General features: G+C 35.9%; 13 protein-coding genes and 1 tRNA gene. 4 read left to right on the plus strand and 10 right to left on the minus strand.

Going from position 1 to position 14,130, the window contains the following annotated elements; translation table 11 throughout:
- Positions 1–31 precede the first annotated feature (31 nt).
- Positions 32–1,066 (minus strand): SDR family NAD(P)-dependent oxidoreductase, encoded by a 1,035-nt coding sequence (locus FH144_RS01540; RefSeq protein WP_242313386.1) that lies wholly within the window; start codon positions 1,064–1,066, stop codon positions 32–34.
- Between the two features lie 122 nt (positions 1,067–1,188).
- On the minus strand, positions 1,189–1,698 hold the full coding sequence (locus FH144_RS01545; protein WP_242313387.1) for a YfiT family bacillithiol transferase: 510 nt from the start codon (positions 1,696–1,698) through the stop codon (positions 1,189–1,191).
- 300 nt (positions 1,699–1,998) lie between these two features.
- On the opposite strand from FH144_RS01545, the gene FH144_RS01550 reads away from it, so the two are divergent.
- A complete protein-coding gene (locus FH144_RS01550; RefSeq protein ID WP_242313388.1) occupies positions 1,999–2,817 on the plus strand; it encodes an alpha/beta fold hydrolase in 819 nt (272 codons plus the stop codon).
- 434 nt (positions 2,818–3,251) lie between these two features.
- Here the strand turns inward: FH144_RS01550 and FH144_RS01555 are convergent, their stop codons facing one another.
- Together FH144_RS01555 and FH144_RS01560 are read right to left on the minus strand one after the other, a co-directional pair.
- Positions 3,252–4,496, minus strand: a complete 1,245-nt coding sequence (locus FH144_RS01555) for an ArgE/DapE family deacylase (protein ID WP_242313389.1) — start codon at positions 4,494–4,496, stop codon at positions 3,252–3,254.
- Between the two features lie 38 nt (positions 4,497–4,534).
- Positions 4,535–5,965, minus strand: coding sequence for an MDR family MFS transporter (locus FH144_RS01560; RefSeq protein ID WP_242313390.1), 1,431 nt, complete (start codon positions 5,963–5,965; stop codon positions 4,535–4,537).
- Between the two features lie 434 nt (positions 5,966–6,399).
- On the opposite strand from FH144_RS01560, the gene FH144_RS01565 reads away from it, so the two are divergent.
- On the plus strand, positions 6,400–8,004 hold the full coding sequence (locus FH144_RS01565) for a MutS-related protein (protein ID WP_242313391.1): 1,605 nt from the start codon (positions 6,400–6,402) through the stop codon (positions 8,002–8,004).
- Positions 8,005–8,106: 102 nt separating this feature from the next.
- Here FH144_RS01565 and FH144_RS01570 read toward each other — a convergent pair whose 3' ends face one another.
- The 5 genes from FH144_RS01570 to panB form a co-directional block, all read right to left on the minus strand.
- Positions 8,107–8,682, minus strand: a complete 576-nt coding sequence (locus FH144_RS01570) for a DUF805 domain-containing protein (RefSeq protein ID WP_242313392.1) — start codon at positions 8,680–8,682, stop codon at positions 8,107–8,109.
- 539 nt (positions 8,683–9,221) lie between these two features.
- Entirely contained in the window at positions 9,222–10,094 is an 873-nt protein-coding gene (locus tag FH144_RS01575) for a hypothetical protein (protein ID WP_242313393.1), read from the minus strand.
- 256 nt (positions 10,095–10,350) lie between these two features.
- Positions 10,351–10,734, minus strand: coding sequence for an aspartate 1-decarboxylase (gene panD, locus FH144_RS01580; protein WP_107507328.1), 384 nt, complete (start codon positions 10,732–10,734; stop codon positions 10,351–10,353).
- Complete coding sequence (panC, locus tag FH144_RS01585) at positions 10,734–11,591, minus strand: pantoate--beta-alanine ligase (protein ID WP_242313394.1); 858 nt, start codon at positions 11,589–11,591, stop codon at positions 10,734–10,736. The genes panD and panC overlap by 1 nt, the downstream gene beginning before the upstream one ends.
- Positions 11,575–12,402, minus strand: coding sequence for a 3-methyl-2-oxobutanoate hydroxymethyltransferase (gene panB, locus FH144_RS01590; protein WP_242313395.1), 828 nt, complete (start codon positions 12,400–12,402; stop codon positions 11,575–11,577). The genes panC and panB overlap by 17 nt, the downstream gene beginning before the upstream one ends.
- An 81-nt stretch (positions 12,403–12,483) precedes the next feature.
- Here panB and FH144_RS01595 point away from each other — a divergent pair, with 81 nt between their 5' ends.
- Complete coding sequence (locus tag FH144_RS01595) at positions 12,484–13,335, plus strand: oxidoreductase (RefSeq protein WP_242313396.1); 852 nt, start codon at positions 12,484–12,486, stop codon at positions 13,333–13,335.
- Positions 13,336–13,443: 108 nt separating this feature from the next.
- A tRNA-OTHER gene (locus FH144_RS01600) sits at positions 13,444–13,533 on the plus strand.
- Positions 13,534–13,716: 183 nt separating this feature from the next.
- Here the strand turns inward: FH144_RS01600 and FH144_RS01605 are convergent.
- Positions 13,717–14,007, minus strand: coding sequence for a hypothetical protein (locus FH144_RS01605; RefSeq protein WP_107507324.1), 291 nt, complete (start codon positions 14,005–14,007; stop codon positions 13,717–13,719).
- Positions 14,008–14,130: the final 123 nt, after the last annotated feature.

A 14,130-nucleotide genomic window follows, 5' to 3' on the forward strand; every position in this document is an offset into this window, starting at 1 on the left:
AAAGGTGTTCGATATTATATTGGGAATGATTCTATTTTAAGATGTCGTAAGCTTTCATACTATCTACGGAAGCTAGGATGGCTTCTTCTTGAGTAAACATAGGTTTCCAACCTAACACATTACGTGCTTGTTGGTTACTCACGTTTCTATTCATTTCAAGTAAGAGCTTACCTTCACGCGCTTCACTATTAAATTTCGCCCCTAGTTTAATCGCAAAATCAGGTACCTTTTTAGTTGAAACTTTGTCCGCAACTTCTGGACGTTCTTTTTTAATTAATTGTGCAATTTCTGGCATTGAAATTTGTCCCTCAGCTGTCGCGATAAAACGTTTACCTGCTGCCTCAGGTATTTGCATAGCTAACACATGTAATGTAGCCACGTCACGTACATCCACGATATTCATTGGAATATTTGGAATACGTTTCATTTTACCGTTCGCAATATTTTCCACAAATTGGAAACTTAGTGACATATGTTGATTTAATGATGGTCCTAGAATGGCTACTGGGTTAATAGTGGCTAATTCTAAATCGTGGTCTGTCGCATCGACAAAGTTCCACGCTGCTTGTTCAGCAATGAGTTTAGATTTTTCATAAACTGAGAGACCTGGTTCATTTGGGTTTGTCCAATCTTTTTCAGTAGTAACGCTTGATTTGTCTTTATTACTGAAGCCGACTGCACCAAAGTTTGCCGTCATGACCACACGTTTAACGTCAGATTTTTCCGCAATTCTTAAAATACGTTGAATGCCTTCGACCGCTTGCTTATTGATGGAAGCTTCGTCTTCTGTGCTTACGCTACCCATCACTACAGGTGACGCAACACTCATCACGTACGTACAATCTTCCATTGCTTCTGCCCAATTCTCATCTCTAGACAAATCAGCTTCTACAAAGGATAAATTCTCTGTAGCGATACCATTTTTAGTTAATGTTTCTAATACCGTTTCTTGTTTTGCCACCGAACGTAAGGTAGCGCGTACTTTATAATCTTGTTTTAATAGCTCCGAAATAATACGTAATCCCAGGAAGCCTGTGCCTCCTGTAACTAAAACTTGCTCTTTCATAAAATGTCATCCCCTATCATTCTTCTTAATAATGGTTGATTATAACAGGGTTGAGCGATTTATCTTATTATAAAGCCTCGCCATCTGAGAATTTCATTCTTAAGTTGTAGTCATAGGTAGAATTAGTTTGATAATGCGATTTTAATATGTTCTAAATGATGACGTTCATGCCATGATAGTTTCTTCAATAATTCAGCGACTGTCAAATCGGAGCCATCTGTTAATGTAATCTTGCGTGATAAATCTTCATTAGTTACGTGATTACCCATTTCTACGATACGTTTATTTAAACCTTCTAAAATATTGACTGAAATATCGACAGGTAAGAATGAATCCGGCAATTCGACCCAACGTGTTTGATCGAACATGAATGCCGTTACGCCATCTGAGGTTAATGCCATCTTCAAACGTTCATATAAGTTAATTTGAGAATCTGCAATATGGTGTACTAATTGATTGACCGTCCAACTACCTTCTCGATATTGTTTTTTAAGTTGTGCCTCATTTAAATCAGTTACCGTTTCTTTTAAATGATTAATATATACTTCAATTTCACTCATCCATTGTTTTACATCTACTAATGTTGGATTCTCTGGTGGTTGAAATTCGCCAATTGGAAATCTTACGTCCATGGTTAGTCCTCCTCATAATTATCTTTTGTTTACGTATGTTTCTACCCTTTATTTAGGAAAATTAAAAGCCATAGCTAAATAATTAACATGTTGTTGATGCTTCTTGAGATTATAGAGTTTATATTCATTATTATATTTTCGACACACCCGAACAATGATATATCAACGTTTATTAGACATCCCTCCTACTCACTTCAGACAAACGTCAGTCTTCCCTGACGCAAATTTCATTTTTTAGCTTTCAATTGATTATACTTAGATAGGGTATAACTAATATTAGATGATTAAAGGAGGTAGCATATGCTTACGACACAGTATATTAATATAGATGGTATCAACTATGCTTATGTGGATGAAGGTAATAAAGATAAGCCAGCCGTTCTGTTATTACATGGCTTTCCAGATTCAAAAGAATTATGGTTTAACTTTATACCTAAATTAGTTGAACAAGGTTATAGAGTCATCGCCCCAGATTTAAAAGGTTATGGCGATACAGATATCCCTGACAACTTTAATATACACTCATCTTCGAAAGACTTATTTAATTTGTTAACACAATTAGATGTTAAACAAGCACATGTCATAGGTCATGATTGGGGTGCATTTTTAGGTTGGCTCTTTGCGCATGACTATCCAACTATTATAAAAAGTTATGTGGCTATGAGTGTAGGCCATCCTAATGGTTATCTTCGCTACGGTGGTGTATCACAAATGTTAAAAGGTATGTATGTCTCACTTTTCCTAATTAAAAATGTAGCGGAAAAAGTCCTCTCTGCCCTCGACTACAAAATGTTAGAATTTATGGATGAAAGCGGCACACTGCATGATAATTGGAAACGTCGTTTATCACGTCCAAACCGCTTAACAGCAGCGTTAAATTGGTATCGTGGCAATTATACGATGTTAATGCGAGGCTTTGGTGGTGTTAATGTTCCAACGTTAGGTTTAATTGGTGAGAAAGATCCGGCATTAACAGTTGATCAAATGGCCGCTTCTTGGCACTATGTCTCAAACCACTTTAACTACCACGTTATTCAAGACGCCGGACATTGGTTACAAATTACACACGAAGACGAAGTATTAAATCATATCATCCAGTTTTATAAAGACAGAACATAACTTCATACCTGAATTCTTTATTAAATAGTGGACTCAGTAGCTAAGTTTGGCAGTAGTTGTCTGAGATGAAGATACGTCCAATCTGACTTTCTTCATCTCTAGTCAACCTTGCCGGGGCGGGACGACGAAATCTTAGAAATTACATTAGATTTCTGTTCCGCTCCCCCCTTAAGAACGCGAGCCGATCAATACGAAGTATTAATAAAAAGGCTTAAAGATGATGTAATTTCACCTTTAAGCCTATAATTATTGATTTATCTTACATATACTATTTTAAAAAACCCATTAACCCGTGTCTTTTATTTCCATTATAAAAAATAAATATTTTTATACGAAGTATTGTCGGCGAGACTCTTGAAGGGTCAGGGCTAGGCTAAGACCGTGGCTTAGCCAAACCCCTTAAGAAAGCGAGCCAAACAATACGCAGTAAAACACTACTCAGCCTTATTTAAATATGTTGTGATTAATTCTGTGTAATAATCGATAAATTTAAGATATTTATCTTTATCCACATGCTCATCAACTTGGTGAGGTACAGTACCAGGACCAAACATTAAGAATGAGAAATGCTCATCTTTATCACGTAATAAGTTAGAAGCATCCGTTACACCTACAGTTGGTGATGCAAGGACATCTTGTCCAAATACATTTTTAGCCACTTGTTGACCTACTCTAATCAAATCATTATCACCAGTAGTAAGTACTGGATCTAAATCTAAATAGATATCTTCTTCTAAGTTACCGCCCTGTTTATTAATCTCTTCTAGATATTTTGTAAATAATTCTTTAACCATGTCGTTATCGTATTCAGGTACAGTTCTAATATTGAATTCAGCCGTCGCTACATCAGGTACTGAATTGACTTGATTACCACCATGTAAGATTGTATTACTAATCACTAGACCAGAAACTACACGTCTAACTTCTTCCTCATCTAAACCGCTATCTTTAAGTAATGTTGTGCTAAAACGTTCAATCACATCTGAGAAATCAAGTTTTTCACATTTTAGTTCTTGAGAAATACGTTCATATTCCTCATCAATATTTTGAATAAAATCGATTAATGGTTTAATCGCATTTTTACCAATAACAGGCACAGAACTATGTGCTGCTTGACCTTTAGATGTGATTTTATAATCCATTGAGCCTTTATGCGCAAACACAATATTTTGTTCAGAAGGTTCAGCAATAATTAAGGCATCTACATCATCCATATAGCCTTTTTTATATAATTGAGCTGATCCTAATTGTTCTTTTTCTTCACCAGCCGTAGCCATAAATTTAATTGTTCCTTTAGGTAAAGCATCATTTTCTTTAAGCTCAATCATTGTAATCGCTAAGCCCATTAATCCGGCTTTCATATCTGATGTTCCACGTCCGTATAACATGCCATCTTTTTCAGTAAGTTCAAATGGAGGATATGTCCAATCATTTGGATCCCCTTCAGATACAACGTCCATATGACCTGAAATACCTACAACGGGATGACCCTCTCCAATTGAAGCAACTAAATTTACACGTTGTCCTTCAATTTCATCAATTTCTGCATTGATTCCATGCTTTTCAAATAAATCTTTAAGATAATTCGCAACTTCTATTTCGTTATCATTGACGGTGTTCATTTCAACAATATCTGCTAACAATTGGACTTTTTCTTGTTCTGAATATACATTTTTCATAATTTGTACTTCCTTTCAAAATTAAGATTACATACCATTTAAGCCTTGTCGTGGTTCGTATTGTCTTTGATGAATAAAGTAAGAATAAATGCGATAACAATTAAAATCGTCGTGAAGATAAAGGCTGCATCTACCCCATGTACCGTTGATTCTCTCATAATGGTTTCTTTTGAAAGACCACTATGTGCAGAAGTTGTGTATTGTTTCGCTACAATAGCTAGGATTGTCATACTAATAGCAGTACCCATTGCGCCGGCAATTATGCGTGCTGAATTCATAATCGCTGTGCCGTGCGAAATGTCTTTATTGTCTAACGCGTTTAAACCTACCGTATTCAGTGGCATCATAAGTAAACCAACTGAGAACATACGAATAGCGTAAATCGTTACCACATACCAAAACGGTGTATCTGACGTTAAGGAGATGTGTAGAATTGTCATTATAATTAATAAGATAAAACCTGGAATAGCTAATACACGTATACCATATTTATCAAAAATCTTACCTGTATAAACCGAAATAAAGGCGTTAAATACGGCACCAGGTAAAATGACTAAACCAGATAACACAGCCGATAAACCTAAACCGGTTTGAACATACATAGGTATTAATAAGGCAGGTCCTACAATACCGATGAACACTAACATAGATGCTACCGCAGATAATGTGAATGTACGGTTACTAAATACTCGTATATTTAATAACGGGTGGTTCACTTTAAGTTGACGCATTGAAAAGATAACTACAATTAACATGCCGACAATAAAGCTTAAAATAACGACAGGCGATGTAATGCCAAACGTGCTCACACTACTAAACGCAAAGAGGATTAAGCCAAACCCGAAAGTAGAATAAACCACAGAGCGTTTATCTAAGACGGCAGGTTTCGTTTGATTACTATTTTCCACGAAGAAATAACCTATCACAAAGACGATGATGGCGATGGTTGCCACGATGTAAAACGGCATTCTCCAACTATAGAAGTCGATTAATAACCCCGTTAATGTAGGTCCAATAGCTGGAGCAGATTGTGCGACGATACCGGTAAGCCCCATCGCAAAGCCTCTTTTTTCAACTGGAAATAGTGTAAAGACTGTAAATTGCATAAGCGGTAATAAAATACCTGCACCGACCGCTTGAACGACACGCGCGACCATTAAGATGCCAAATCCTGGAGATACGGCCGCTAGAATAGAGCCGATAAGGAAGGCAGCCATTGAGAAGATGTAAAGCTTACGCGTCGGATATTTATCCATTAAGAAGGCGGTTAATGGAATCATGATTCCGTTCACAAGCATAAATCCTGTGATTAACCATTGTGCTGTTGATTCTGATATACCTAAACCACTAATAATGGCCGGTAATGCTGTATTAAGTATTGTTTGATTTAACATAGCTACGAAGGCACTAATGAGCATAATTAGCACAATCGTATTCCGTTTCGCTATACTCATTTGACTATTCTCCATACATAATACTCCTTTAAAACTAATTACATTATAAAATGTTAGCATTTTTAGTTAGCTAAGCAAACTAAATTGATTCAAAAAAAGAGAACGGGCCAGAAATAAATTTCTGTAGCCGCTCTCTCAAGAGGAAGTAAGACTGCGCGATGTGTTCAATTAACAAATTTATTGGGTGTAAGTTATTTAAATACATATTTAGGGATAGGTATGCGCCAACTTCCTCTATAAATACCTTTCCTATAATACCAAATCTCGTTCAAAAAAAGATTTTTTATTCTCAAATGGTGAATGTGAATGCTCAACTGTTCACAATCTATCCTAATTGCACTCCCATAACTAATTTTAAGAAGCTATATCGTCGCCTTTAAGCACTTTTGTATATTTTTCCTGAGTATGAAATAATTATAGAAAATATTAAATTTTCCAAGGAGTTCAATATGACTATCTATCAGACTTATGCACTTCTCGTAATTGGAATTATCATACTAGGACTGATTGTGAATTTTGCGATTTCATTTTCAAATAAAAGAAAATTAATCAATCAAATCCATACATTATGGCAGAATAAACGACCTTTAGAAAGCTTTATTCGCCCGAATTCACGCTTCAACTATCAATTCGAGCTCTATCGCGACCGACATTCTAAAGTGATTGACGATAAAACGTGGTCCGACCTTAATCTCGAAGAAGTCTTTCATCGCAGCAACTTCAACTTCACGGCGATCGGAGAAATGCGTTGGTACGCGACTTTACGCCAAATGTTTAAAGCCGACCAACATGAACTGATTGACCGCTTCAATAACGACCAAGATTTCCGCGTGAACGTCTCTTATCGTCTCGCATCGATAGGCAAAGTAGTTTATCCTATCTTCCCTGATCAACTCAAACCAATTAAACGACAAAATCTATTTATGCTGTGTCCATTTTTACCATTTATTGGACTGATTGTGCTATTATTTTCACCTTCAGTGGGAACACTTATCACAGTATTTGCCGTACTCCTTAACATCATCTTATCAGGCACATTAAAGCGTACCTATGATCAAGATTTAAAGTCACTCTTCTATACCGCCAACGTACTTAAAGAAGGGTACCATCTCGACCAGATTGAAGGCACACCAGACGTTGCTACTAACTTCAATCACTTTAAAGGTGCACGCTTCTTTAGTGGCTTACTCGGCACAGCCGGCGATCAAGACATTGGTGGCGCATTCGTCATGTTACTCAAGATGGCCTTTATGGTAGACTACTTCCTCTTCCATACCATCCAACACACATATTATCAGTACCAAGACGAAGTCCTAGCCTGCTACGATTACGTTAGCACCCTAGACAATCACTATTCACTCGCCATGTACCGTCGCACCCTAAACACTTACTGTAAGCCGACTGCCTTTTCCAAGAACCAAAGCGTCTCATTCACTAACCTAGTTCATCCTTTATTGGAAAATGCAGTGCCAAACGACCTGGACATTAACCACAATATTCTATTAACCGGTTCAAATGCATCAGGAAAGTCCACATTTATGAAGGCGGTAGCGATTAACCTGATACTTGCACAAACTATCGACACAGCGACAGCCGACGAGTTTAGTTATCAACCCGGTTTAGTCTATACGTCCATGGCAAATGCCGATGATGTGCTATCAGGCGATAGCTACTTTATGGCCGAACTTAAATCGATACGTCGTCTATTTGATATTGGAACGGGAACGCCGGTATATTGTTTTATCGACGAAATCTTTAAAGGAACGAACACGACTGAACGTATTGCAGCGTCAGAATCGGTATTAACGTACTTACATGAGTTACCGCAATATAGAGTCATCGCTGCTACCCATGATATTGAGCTATCGGAACTATTGAAGCCAAATTACCTCAATTATCACTTTAATGAAACAATCGAACATCATGAAATCCACTTTGATTATAAGATTAAAGAAGGCAAAGCCAATACACGTAACGCGATTGAATTATTGCGTATTACCCGCTTCCCAGACAAGATTTATAACCGTGCAAAGCAACAAGTTAGAGATCAATAACACAATGTTTTACATGAAACATTTACTTTGGATAACAAAAAGCTCCGATTGACACGTGTAAGGTCAACCGGAGCTTGGTTTTTTAGAATGGTAAATTTAGTTTCAATGTCTCTCTTCTTGAACGCCATGTTCAGGGAGATTTTTGAATTTTGGACTTACGCCATATTTATTTTTCTCAACTTTACTATTGAGACAAGTAATGACCATTTGATAAATAGAGATAATGCAGACAATAATATTAAATATAGTAAGAGCTAGTAATAGCCAGCCATTTTCTAAATTTGGGTCATTAACTTCCCATACGAATTGGAAAACATTCGTAAAAATAGCTAAAGCCACGAGTAATACCGGCACAAACATTGTTCGGCCCGTATCATGGAAACGTCTTACACTTAACGCAAGTTGTGGGATAATGATTACTAACCCGTATAGTAGAATATATAAACCAGCGCACATGATTCCTAAAATACCCACTACTCCACCGTTGTCTACATGGACTGATACTGCTAAAATCACTACTATTAATGAAATAAGGTATATAAATATTGCTGGCAAGAAAAAGATAAGATGCCATAGTTGCATCCACCAATACTCACTACGTCTCGAACGTCCACGGAAATTAAAATAATTCTTCCAAAATAATTTAAAGGCTTCTCCAAACGTTACTTTAGGGTTCATATATAATAACTCCTTTATTCGACTTTCTTTCATCGTATCATACTGAAATCACATTGAAACCCTTTTCACATACAAAATTTATTAAAAATAAAAACTATATGAAATTAAAGCATTAATATAAAAAGGAAACTCACTAATTAAATTTGATTTAATAATAATTATCTAATTATACGAAGTATCTTAATTCTTTAATGTAAAAATTGCATGTAACTAACGAAGTATTGTTGGCGAGACTCTTGAGGGAATAAGGATAAATTAATTTTGGCAGTAGTTGTCTGAAATGAAGATGCGTTCAAGCCTCACTTTCTTCATTTCTAGTCAACCTTGCCGGGGCAGGACTACGAAATCTTAGAAATTACATTAGATTTCTGTCCCGCTCCCCCCTAAGAACGCGAGCCAAACAATACGTAGTATTGGTACAAAGGACTATATAAAAGAAGATACAAAAGAAGAAACAAAAAAGACGTAAAGGTGATTTATAATTGAACACATCACTCTTACGTCTATATTTTGATATATCTGTTTTATTTATAGCCAAACTATTTTTCTGTTTTAATGACTTTACCTTTATCATCTAACTTAGACATCTTACCATCTTCCATAACATACGTACCTAAGATTTCCCCATCATTATTACGATAGTTTACTTTCCAATCCCCTTTATGATTCGTATTTTTAACATTGTCCCATAAGTAACCTGTTTTACCTACTTGAACATCATCAAAGTTAGAGATTAACTTGTAAACCTGATTACGATATTGTGTACCAACACTACCCGATTTTTCTAAATTCTTATCAGAAATAGGGTTTTCTCTTTCTTCCTTAGTGCCTGGCAATTTATCTGAGATATTGATTTTACTAACTAACTCAGACATCGCTTTATTGTCTTTGTTATGTTTGTATACTTCTTTTAAATCAATTTCTTTCCCTTTTTCTAAAAATGCTTTATACGTCGGTTCAGTCGCTTGATCACGGCCAACAAAGATTTTATCTTTATTCACTCCTACAATAGTTGTGAAATTCCCTTTATTAGGATAAACAGTATAGAAGTGCATATTTTTAGGCGCATTTTCAACCTTGTCTGTATATTTCACTAACGTAAAATCAACTAAATTATAATTACGTTTTCCAGTAGGCATTTTATATTCATATATCCCTGTTAGAATTTCATTTTTAGTTGATGTATATTGATCGACATCCTCCACACAAAAAACAAGCGCTAGTCTTTCTTTTTCAGAGAGTTTAGCTATCTCTTTTTCTAACTTTTTGTCTTTATTATTAGAACGTTGAGTGCTAGTTTGTTTATTTTCTGTGTTAGATTTAGAATTCTTATCTTTTGAAACATCGTTAGTACCACAAGCTGCTAACAATAGTAAAAGCACACTACTTAACCATAAAAGTTTCTTCATCATTACTCCTTATATAGAATGGATTTTTAAAATAAATTTATTATCTTTTATTCTATTTATAAAAAGATACTTTGTAAATACTATATCTAGAGTAATACACAATAAAATGTAATACGGAGTATTGTTGGTGAGACTCCTGAGGAAATGCAAGCCATAAAATACGAAATATTGATATAAAAAGAAACGTAGAGTATTCATGATTGAATATCTCTACGCTATTATTTTAAAATTTATATTCTAGAATCCAAATGATTATCCATTATCGTATAATCGTATTTTCTTTTTCATGAATCATTTGAATGATTTCATTCTTTTCATTCATCACTGCTACTTTTGGCGCATGGTCAATCAATTCACGTTCATCTACTTGTACATACGTCATAATAATCACAACATCATCAACTTCTACTAAACGTGACGCTGCACCATTAAGACATATTTTGCCACTGCCTCTTTCGCCTGCAATAACATATGTTTCAAAACGTGCACCATTGTTATTGTTAACGATGGCTACCTTTTCATTCGGTAAAATATCAACCGCATCTAAAATATCAGCATCGATGGTAATACTACCTACGTAATTTAAGTTAGATTCAGTTACACGTGCTCTATGAATCTTACCGTTCATCATTGTTCTAATCATTACTTACTTCCACTTCCTAAAATAATATTATCTATTAAACGCGCTTTCGAGAATTTCACTGCTAACGAAATAAAAATTTGACCCTCAATCTCAGAAACGGCTTCTAAATCAGGGTAACTATAGATAGCGACTTCATCGATATGGCCACTTGTATGTTCTGTTAAATACGTTTTAATCGCGCCGACTATGATATTACTACGTCTTTCACCATCTGCATAGAGCGACTTTGCAATATTTAAACTTTTGCTTAAATGAACTGCTTCTTGACGTTCCTCTGCCGTTAAATAGACGTTACGTGAACTACGTGCTAAGCCGTCTGCTTCACGTACAATATCGATGCCTACAATGTCGATAGGGTGGTTGAAATCTTCGACCATTTTTTCAATAATCGCGAGCTGTTGGGCATCCTTTTTCCCAAAATAAGCTTTATCAGGACGTACAATATTAAATAATTTATTTACTACTGTGACCACGCCATCGAAATGTCCTGGACGTTGTGCGCCTTCTAAGACGGTAGCTAGACGTCCCACCTTCAATGTCACGCTTAATTCATTCGGATACATCTCGTCAACCTCTGGATGAAAGACATAATCTACGTTGACGTCTTCCACTAAGGCTACATCTTGATCGATTTGACGTGGGTAAGCATCAAAATCTTCATTAGGTCCAAATTGTAATGGGTTAACGAAGACGCTAATTACCGTTACATCGTTCTCTTCCACTGAACGACGCATCATGCTTAAATGCCCTTCATGTAATGCGCCCATCGTTGGTACGAAACCGATTGTTTGTCCAGAACGTTTTAAATCATGTGTGATACGTTGCATCTCTGCCACAGTTTTAATGATTTGTGTCATTGCCATTTACCTCGTCTAAAATCTTTTTCTTATATGTGTGTGCTTCAGATGGAAAAGTCCCAGCCTTCACTTCTTCGTCATATTGTTTAATTCCATCGACACCAATTGAAAAATCAGCAAATTGTTTTACAAATTTAGCCTGGCGATCTACGCCATAATTTAACATATCGTGATAAACCAACACTTGGCCATCAGTGTCTTTACCTGCACCAATACCAATGACAGGAATATCTAATTGACTACTGATTAAACCAGCTAAGTCGCTAGGAATCGCTTCTAACACTAACGCCACTGCACCAGCTTCTTGAACCGCGTGCGCATCTTGAATTAATTGTTGTGCAGCATCTTTTGTGCCTGCTTGTAAACGATAGCCCATTACACCAACGCTTTGTGGCATTAGTCCTAAATGTGCCACGATAGGAATACCGATTTGTGTTGATTTTTTAATGAAATCGACTAAATGAGCACCTTCTGCTTTTAACGCGTTGGCATTTGTTTGTTGGTATAATGTCAACGCATTGCGTAAGTCATGTTCAATACTGACACCTACAGCGCCAATCGGTAAATCCACAATGACGAAAGTATCATTTGCGCCACGTCTCACGGCTTGACCATGATGAATCATATCATCTAACGTTACTTGTGTTGTCGTTTCATAGCCTAATACCGTCATGCCAAGAGAGTCACCAACTAAAATCATATCAATATTTGCTTCTTGTGCTTGTTTTGCACTCGGAAAGTCATAAGCTGTAATCATCGAAATCTTCGTTTGGCTTTGCTTCATTTCCACTAATTTTGCTAAATTTTTCATTTTTAATTTAACTCCTATATCAAAAGTTTGATAATAATACGTATAATTATATTTAAGAATGCTTAGAAAGGAAAGTTTTAAATGCGAATTGCTATTATCGGTCCAGGGGCAGTTGGTACGACCATTGCCTATGAACTTCAACAAACATTAACCGATGTAACCTTACTCGGTCGCTCTACCAAAGAGATGCATATTGCGCCCGCCAATCAAACAGTTCAAGCGTACAACATCGATGAGACGGACACGCCATTTGACATTATCATTATCGCCGTAAAGACCCATCAACTTAAAGATTTAATTCCAAAACTTCATCGCCTTAGTCATCATGAAACGATATTTATTTTAGCGCAAAATGGTTATGGCTTACTATCTCGCTTACCATTCAAACATATTTATCAAGCCGTCGTTTATATTAGTGCTCAGAAATCAGACAATAAAGTAGTACATTTTCGTGACTATCGTTTACACCTTCAACAAGATGCACGCACTGCGAAGTTGAAACAACTATTTGATCATACAAAAATCGAAATAGTCCTAGAGAACGATATCGAAGAAAAAATATGGTATAAACTACTAGTCAACTTAGGCATTAACTCAATTACTGCACTCGGTAAAAATACGGCTCAAATTCTAAAAATTAAAGAAGTCGAAACGTTATGTAGAGCGTTATTAAATGAAGGTCGTGAAGTTGCTCAAGCGGAAGACATTGACTTCCCTGACACAATCATCGACGAAATAATGACGATTTACGCAGGCTACCCAGATCATATGGGCACAAGTATGTATTATGATGTAATTAACCAACAACCTTTAGAAGTCGAAGCTATTCAAGGCTTTATCTACCGTAAAGCGAAAGAACATGATATTCAGACACCACATTTAGATACCGTATACGCTTTATTAATGTCCCATCACACTCTAGCTTATGATTAAATTAATATCGTTTATGCAAAAAATTTATATGCAATAAAATTATAGTTTACATTGAAAAGGTTTTGTAGTAATATATATTTTGTTGTTAAAAATAATAACTAAATGTATGGAGGGGTACTCAAGCCTGGCTTAAGAGGCCAACCATTTATGGTTGGTAGGAGCTTCGTGCTCGCGTTGGTTCAAATCCTTCTCCCTCCGCTACTAAAATATCCTTACGTGATTCTCATCTACAATCATGTAAGGATATTTTTTATTTCTTATAAAACTTAAACACCTCCTATTGAAAGAATATTCAAACTTCTTCCAATAGGAGGTGCTTATTTCCAACCCTTGATTGTTTATTAAATTGATCGTTAACAAGTGATTAGGTCGCTCCTCTCACTAATTACTAATCATATCTTTATTTGCTTCTTTGTTGTTACGCGAGTCTTCATTCGCAGTTAAAATTAATTTTTTAGCGATACTTGGATTATTCACTTCATGACGCAATTCGCTATTAAGTCCAAGTAGGTTGTTGGCTTGAGTTTCTTCACTGTTTAACTCTTCTAACCCGTTGACAATTTCTGTAGCTAATACTTCGCATGCATCGCTATTTTTAACTTTCACTTTATCCTGAATGATGTCTTCAATAACTTCGATTAATTGTGTTTTTTGTACTTGTATATCAATCATGAGCATGACTCCCTTATATTTCATTTGACATATTATGTAAAATATGCCCTTAACTAATTACCCCATTTTCACAAAGATATTCCCATTAATTAATATGAAGTATCGCTGTCCCTTAATTTACTG

Origin of the sequence: Staphylococcus sp. acrmy, assembly GCF_022690565.1 — a bacterium.
GTDB lineage: Bacteria > Bacillota > Bacilli > Staphylococcales > Staphylococcaceae > Staphylococcus > Staphylococcus caledonicus.

Coding starts and splice junctions, on each gene's coding strand:
- FH144_RS01570 (WP_242313392.1), bottom strand. CDS start 8,682: ATGAACCCTAAAGTAACGTTTGGAGAAGCCTTTAAATTATTTTGGAAG.
- panC (WP_242313394.1), bottom strand. CDS start 11,591: ATGACACAAATCATTAAAACTGTGGCAGAGATGCAACGTATCACACAT.
- FH144_RS01560 (WP_242313390.1), bottom strand. CDS start 5,965: ATGGAGAATAGTCAAATGAGTATAGCGAAACGGAATACGATTGTGCTA.
- panD (WP_107507328.1), bottom strand. CDS start 10,734: ATGATTAGAACAATGATGAACGGTAAGATTCATAGAGCACGTGTAACT.
- FH144_RS01550 (WP_242313388.1), top strand. CDS start 1,999: ATGCTTACGACACAGTATATTAATATAGATGGTATCAACTATGCTTAT.
- panB (WP_242313395.1), bottom strand. CDS start 12,402: ATGAAAAATTTAGCAAAATTAGTGGAAATGAAGCAAAGCCAAACGAAG.
- FH144_RS01565 (WP_242313391.1), top strand. CDS start 6,400: ATGACTATCTATCAGACTTATGCACTTCTCGTAATTGGAATTATCATA.
- FH144_RS01540 (WP_242313386.1), bottom strand. CDS start 1,066: ATGAAAGAGCAAGTTTTAGTTACAGGAGGCACAGGCTTCCTGGGATTA.
- FH144_RS01545 (WP_242313387.1), bottom strand. CDS start 1,698: ATGGACGTAAGATTTCCAATTGGCGAATTTCAACCACCAGAGAATCCA.
- FH144_RS01595 (WP_242313396.1), top strand. CDS start 12,484: ATGCGAATTGCTATTATCGGTCCAGGGGCAGTTGGTACGACCATTGCC.
- FH144_RS01605 (WP_107507324.1), bottom strand. CDS start 14,007: ATGATTGATATACAAGTACAAAAAACACAATTAATCGAAGTTATTGAA.
- FH144_RS01575 (WP_242313393.1), bottom strand. CDS start 10,094: ATGATGAAGAAACTTTTATGGTTAAGTAGTGTGCTTTTACTATTGTTA.
- FH144_RS01555 (WP_242313389.1), bottom strand. CDS start 4,496: ATGAAAAATGTATATTCAGAACAAGAAAAAGTCCAATTGTTAGCAGAT.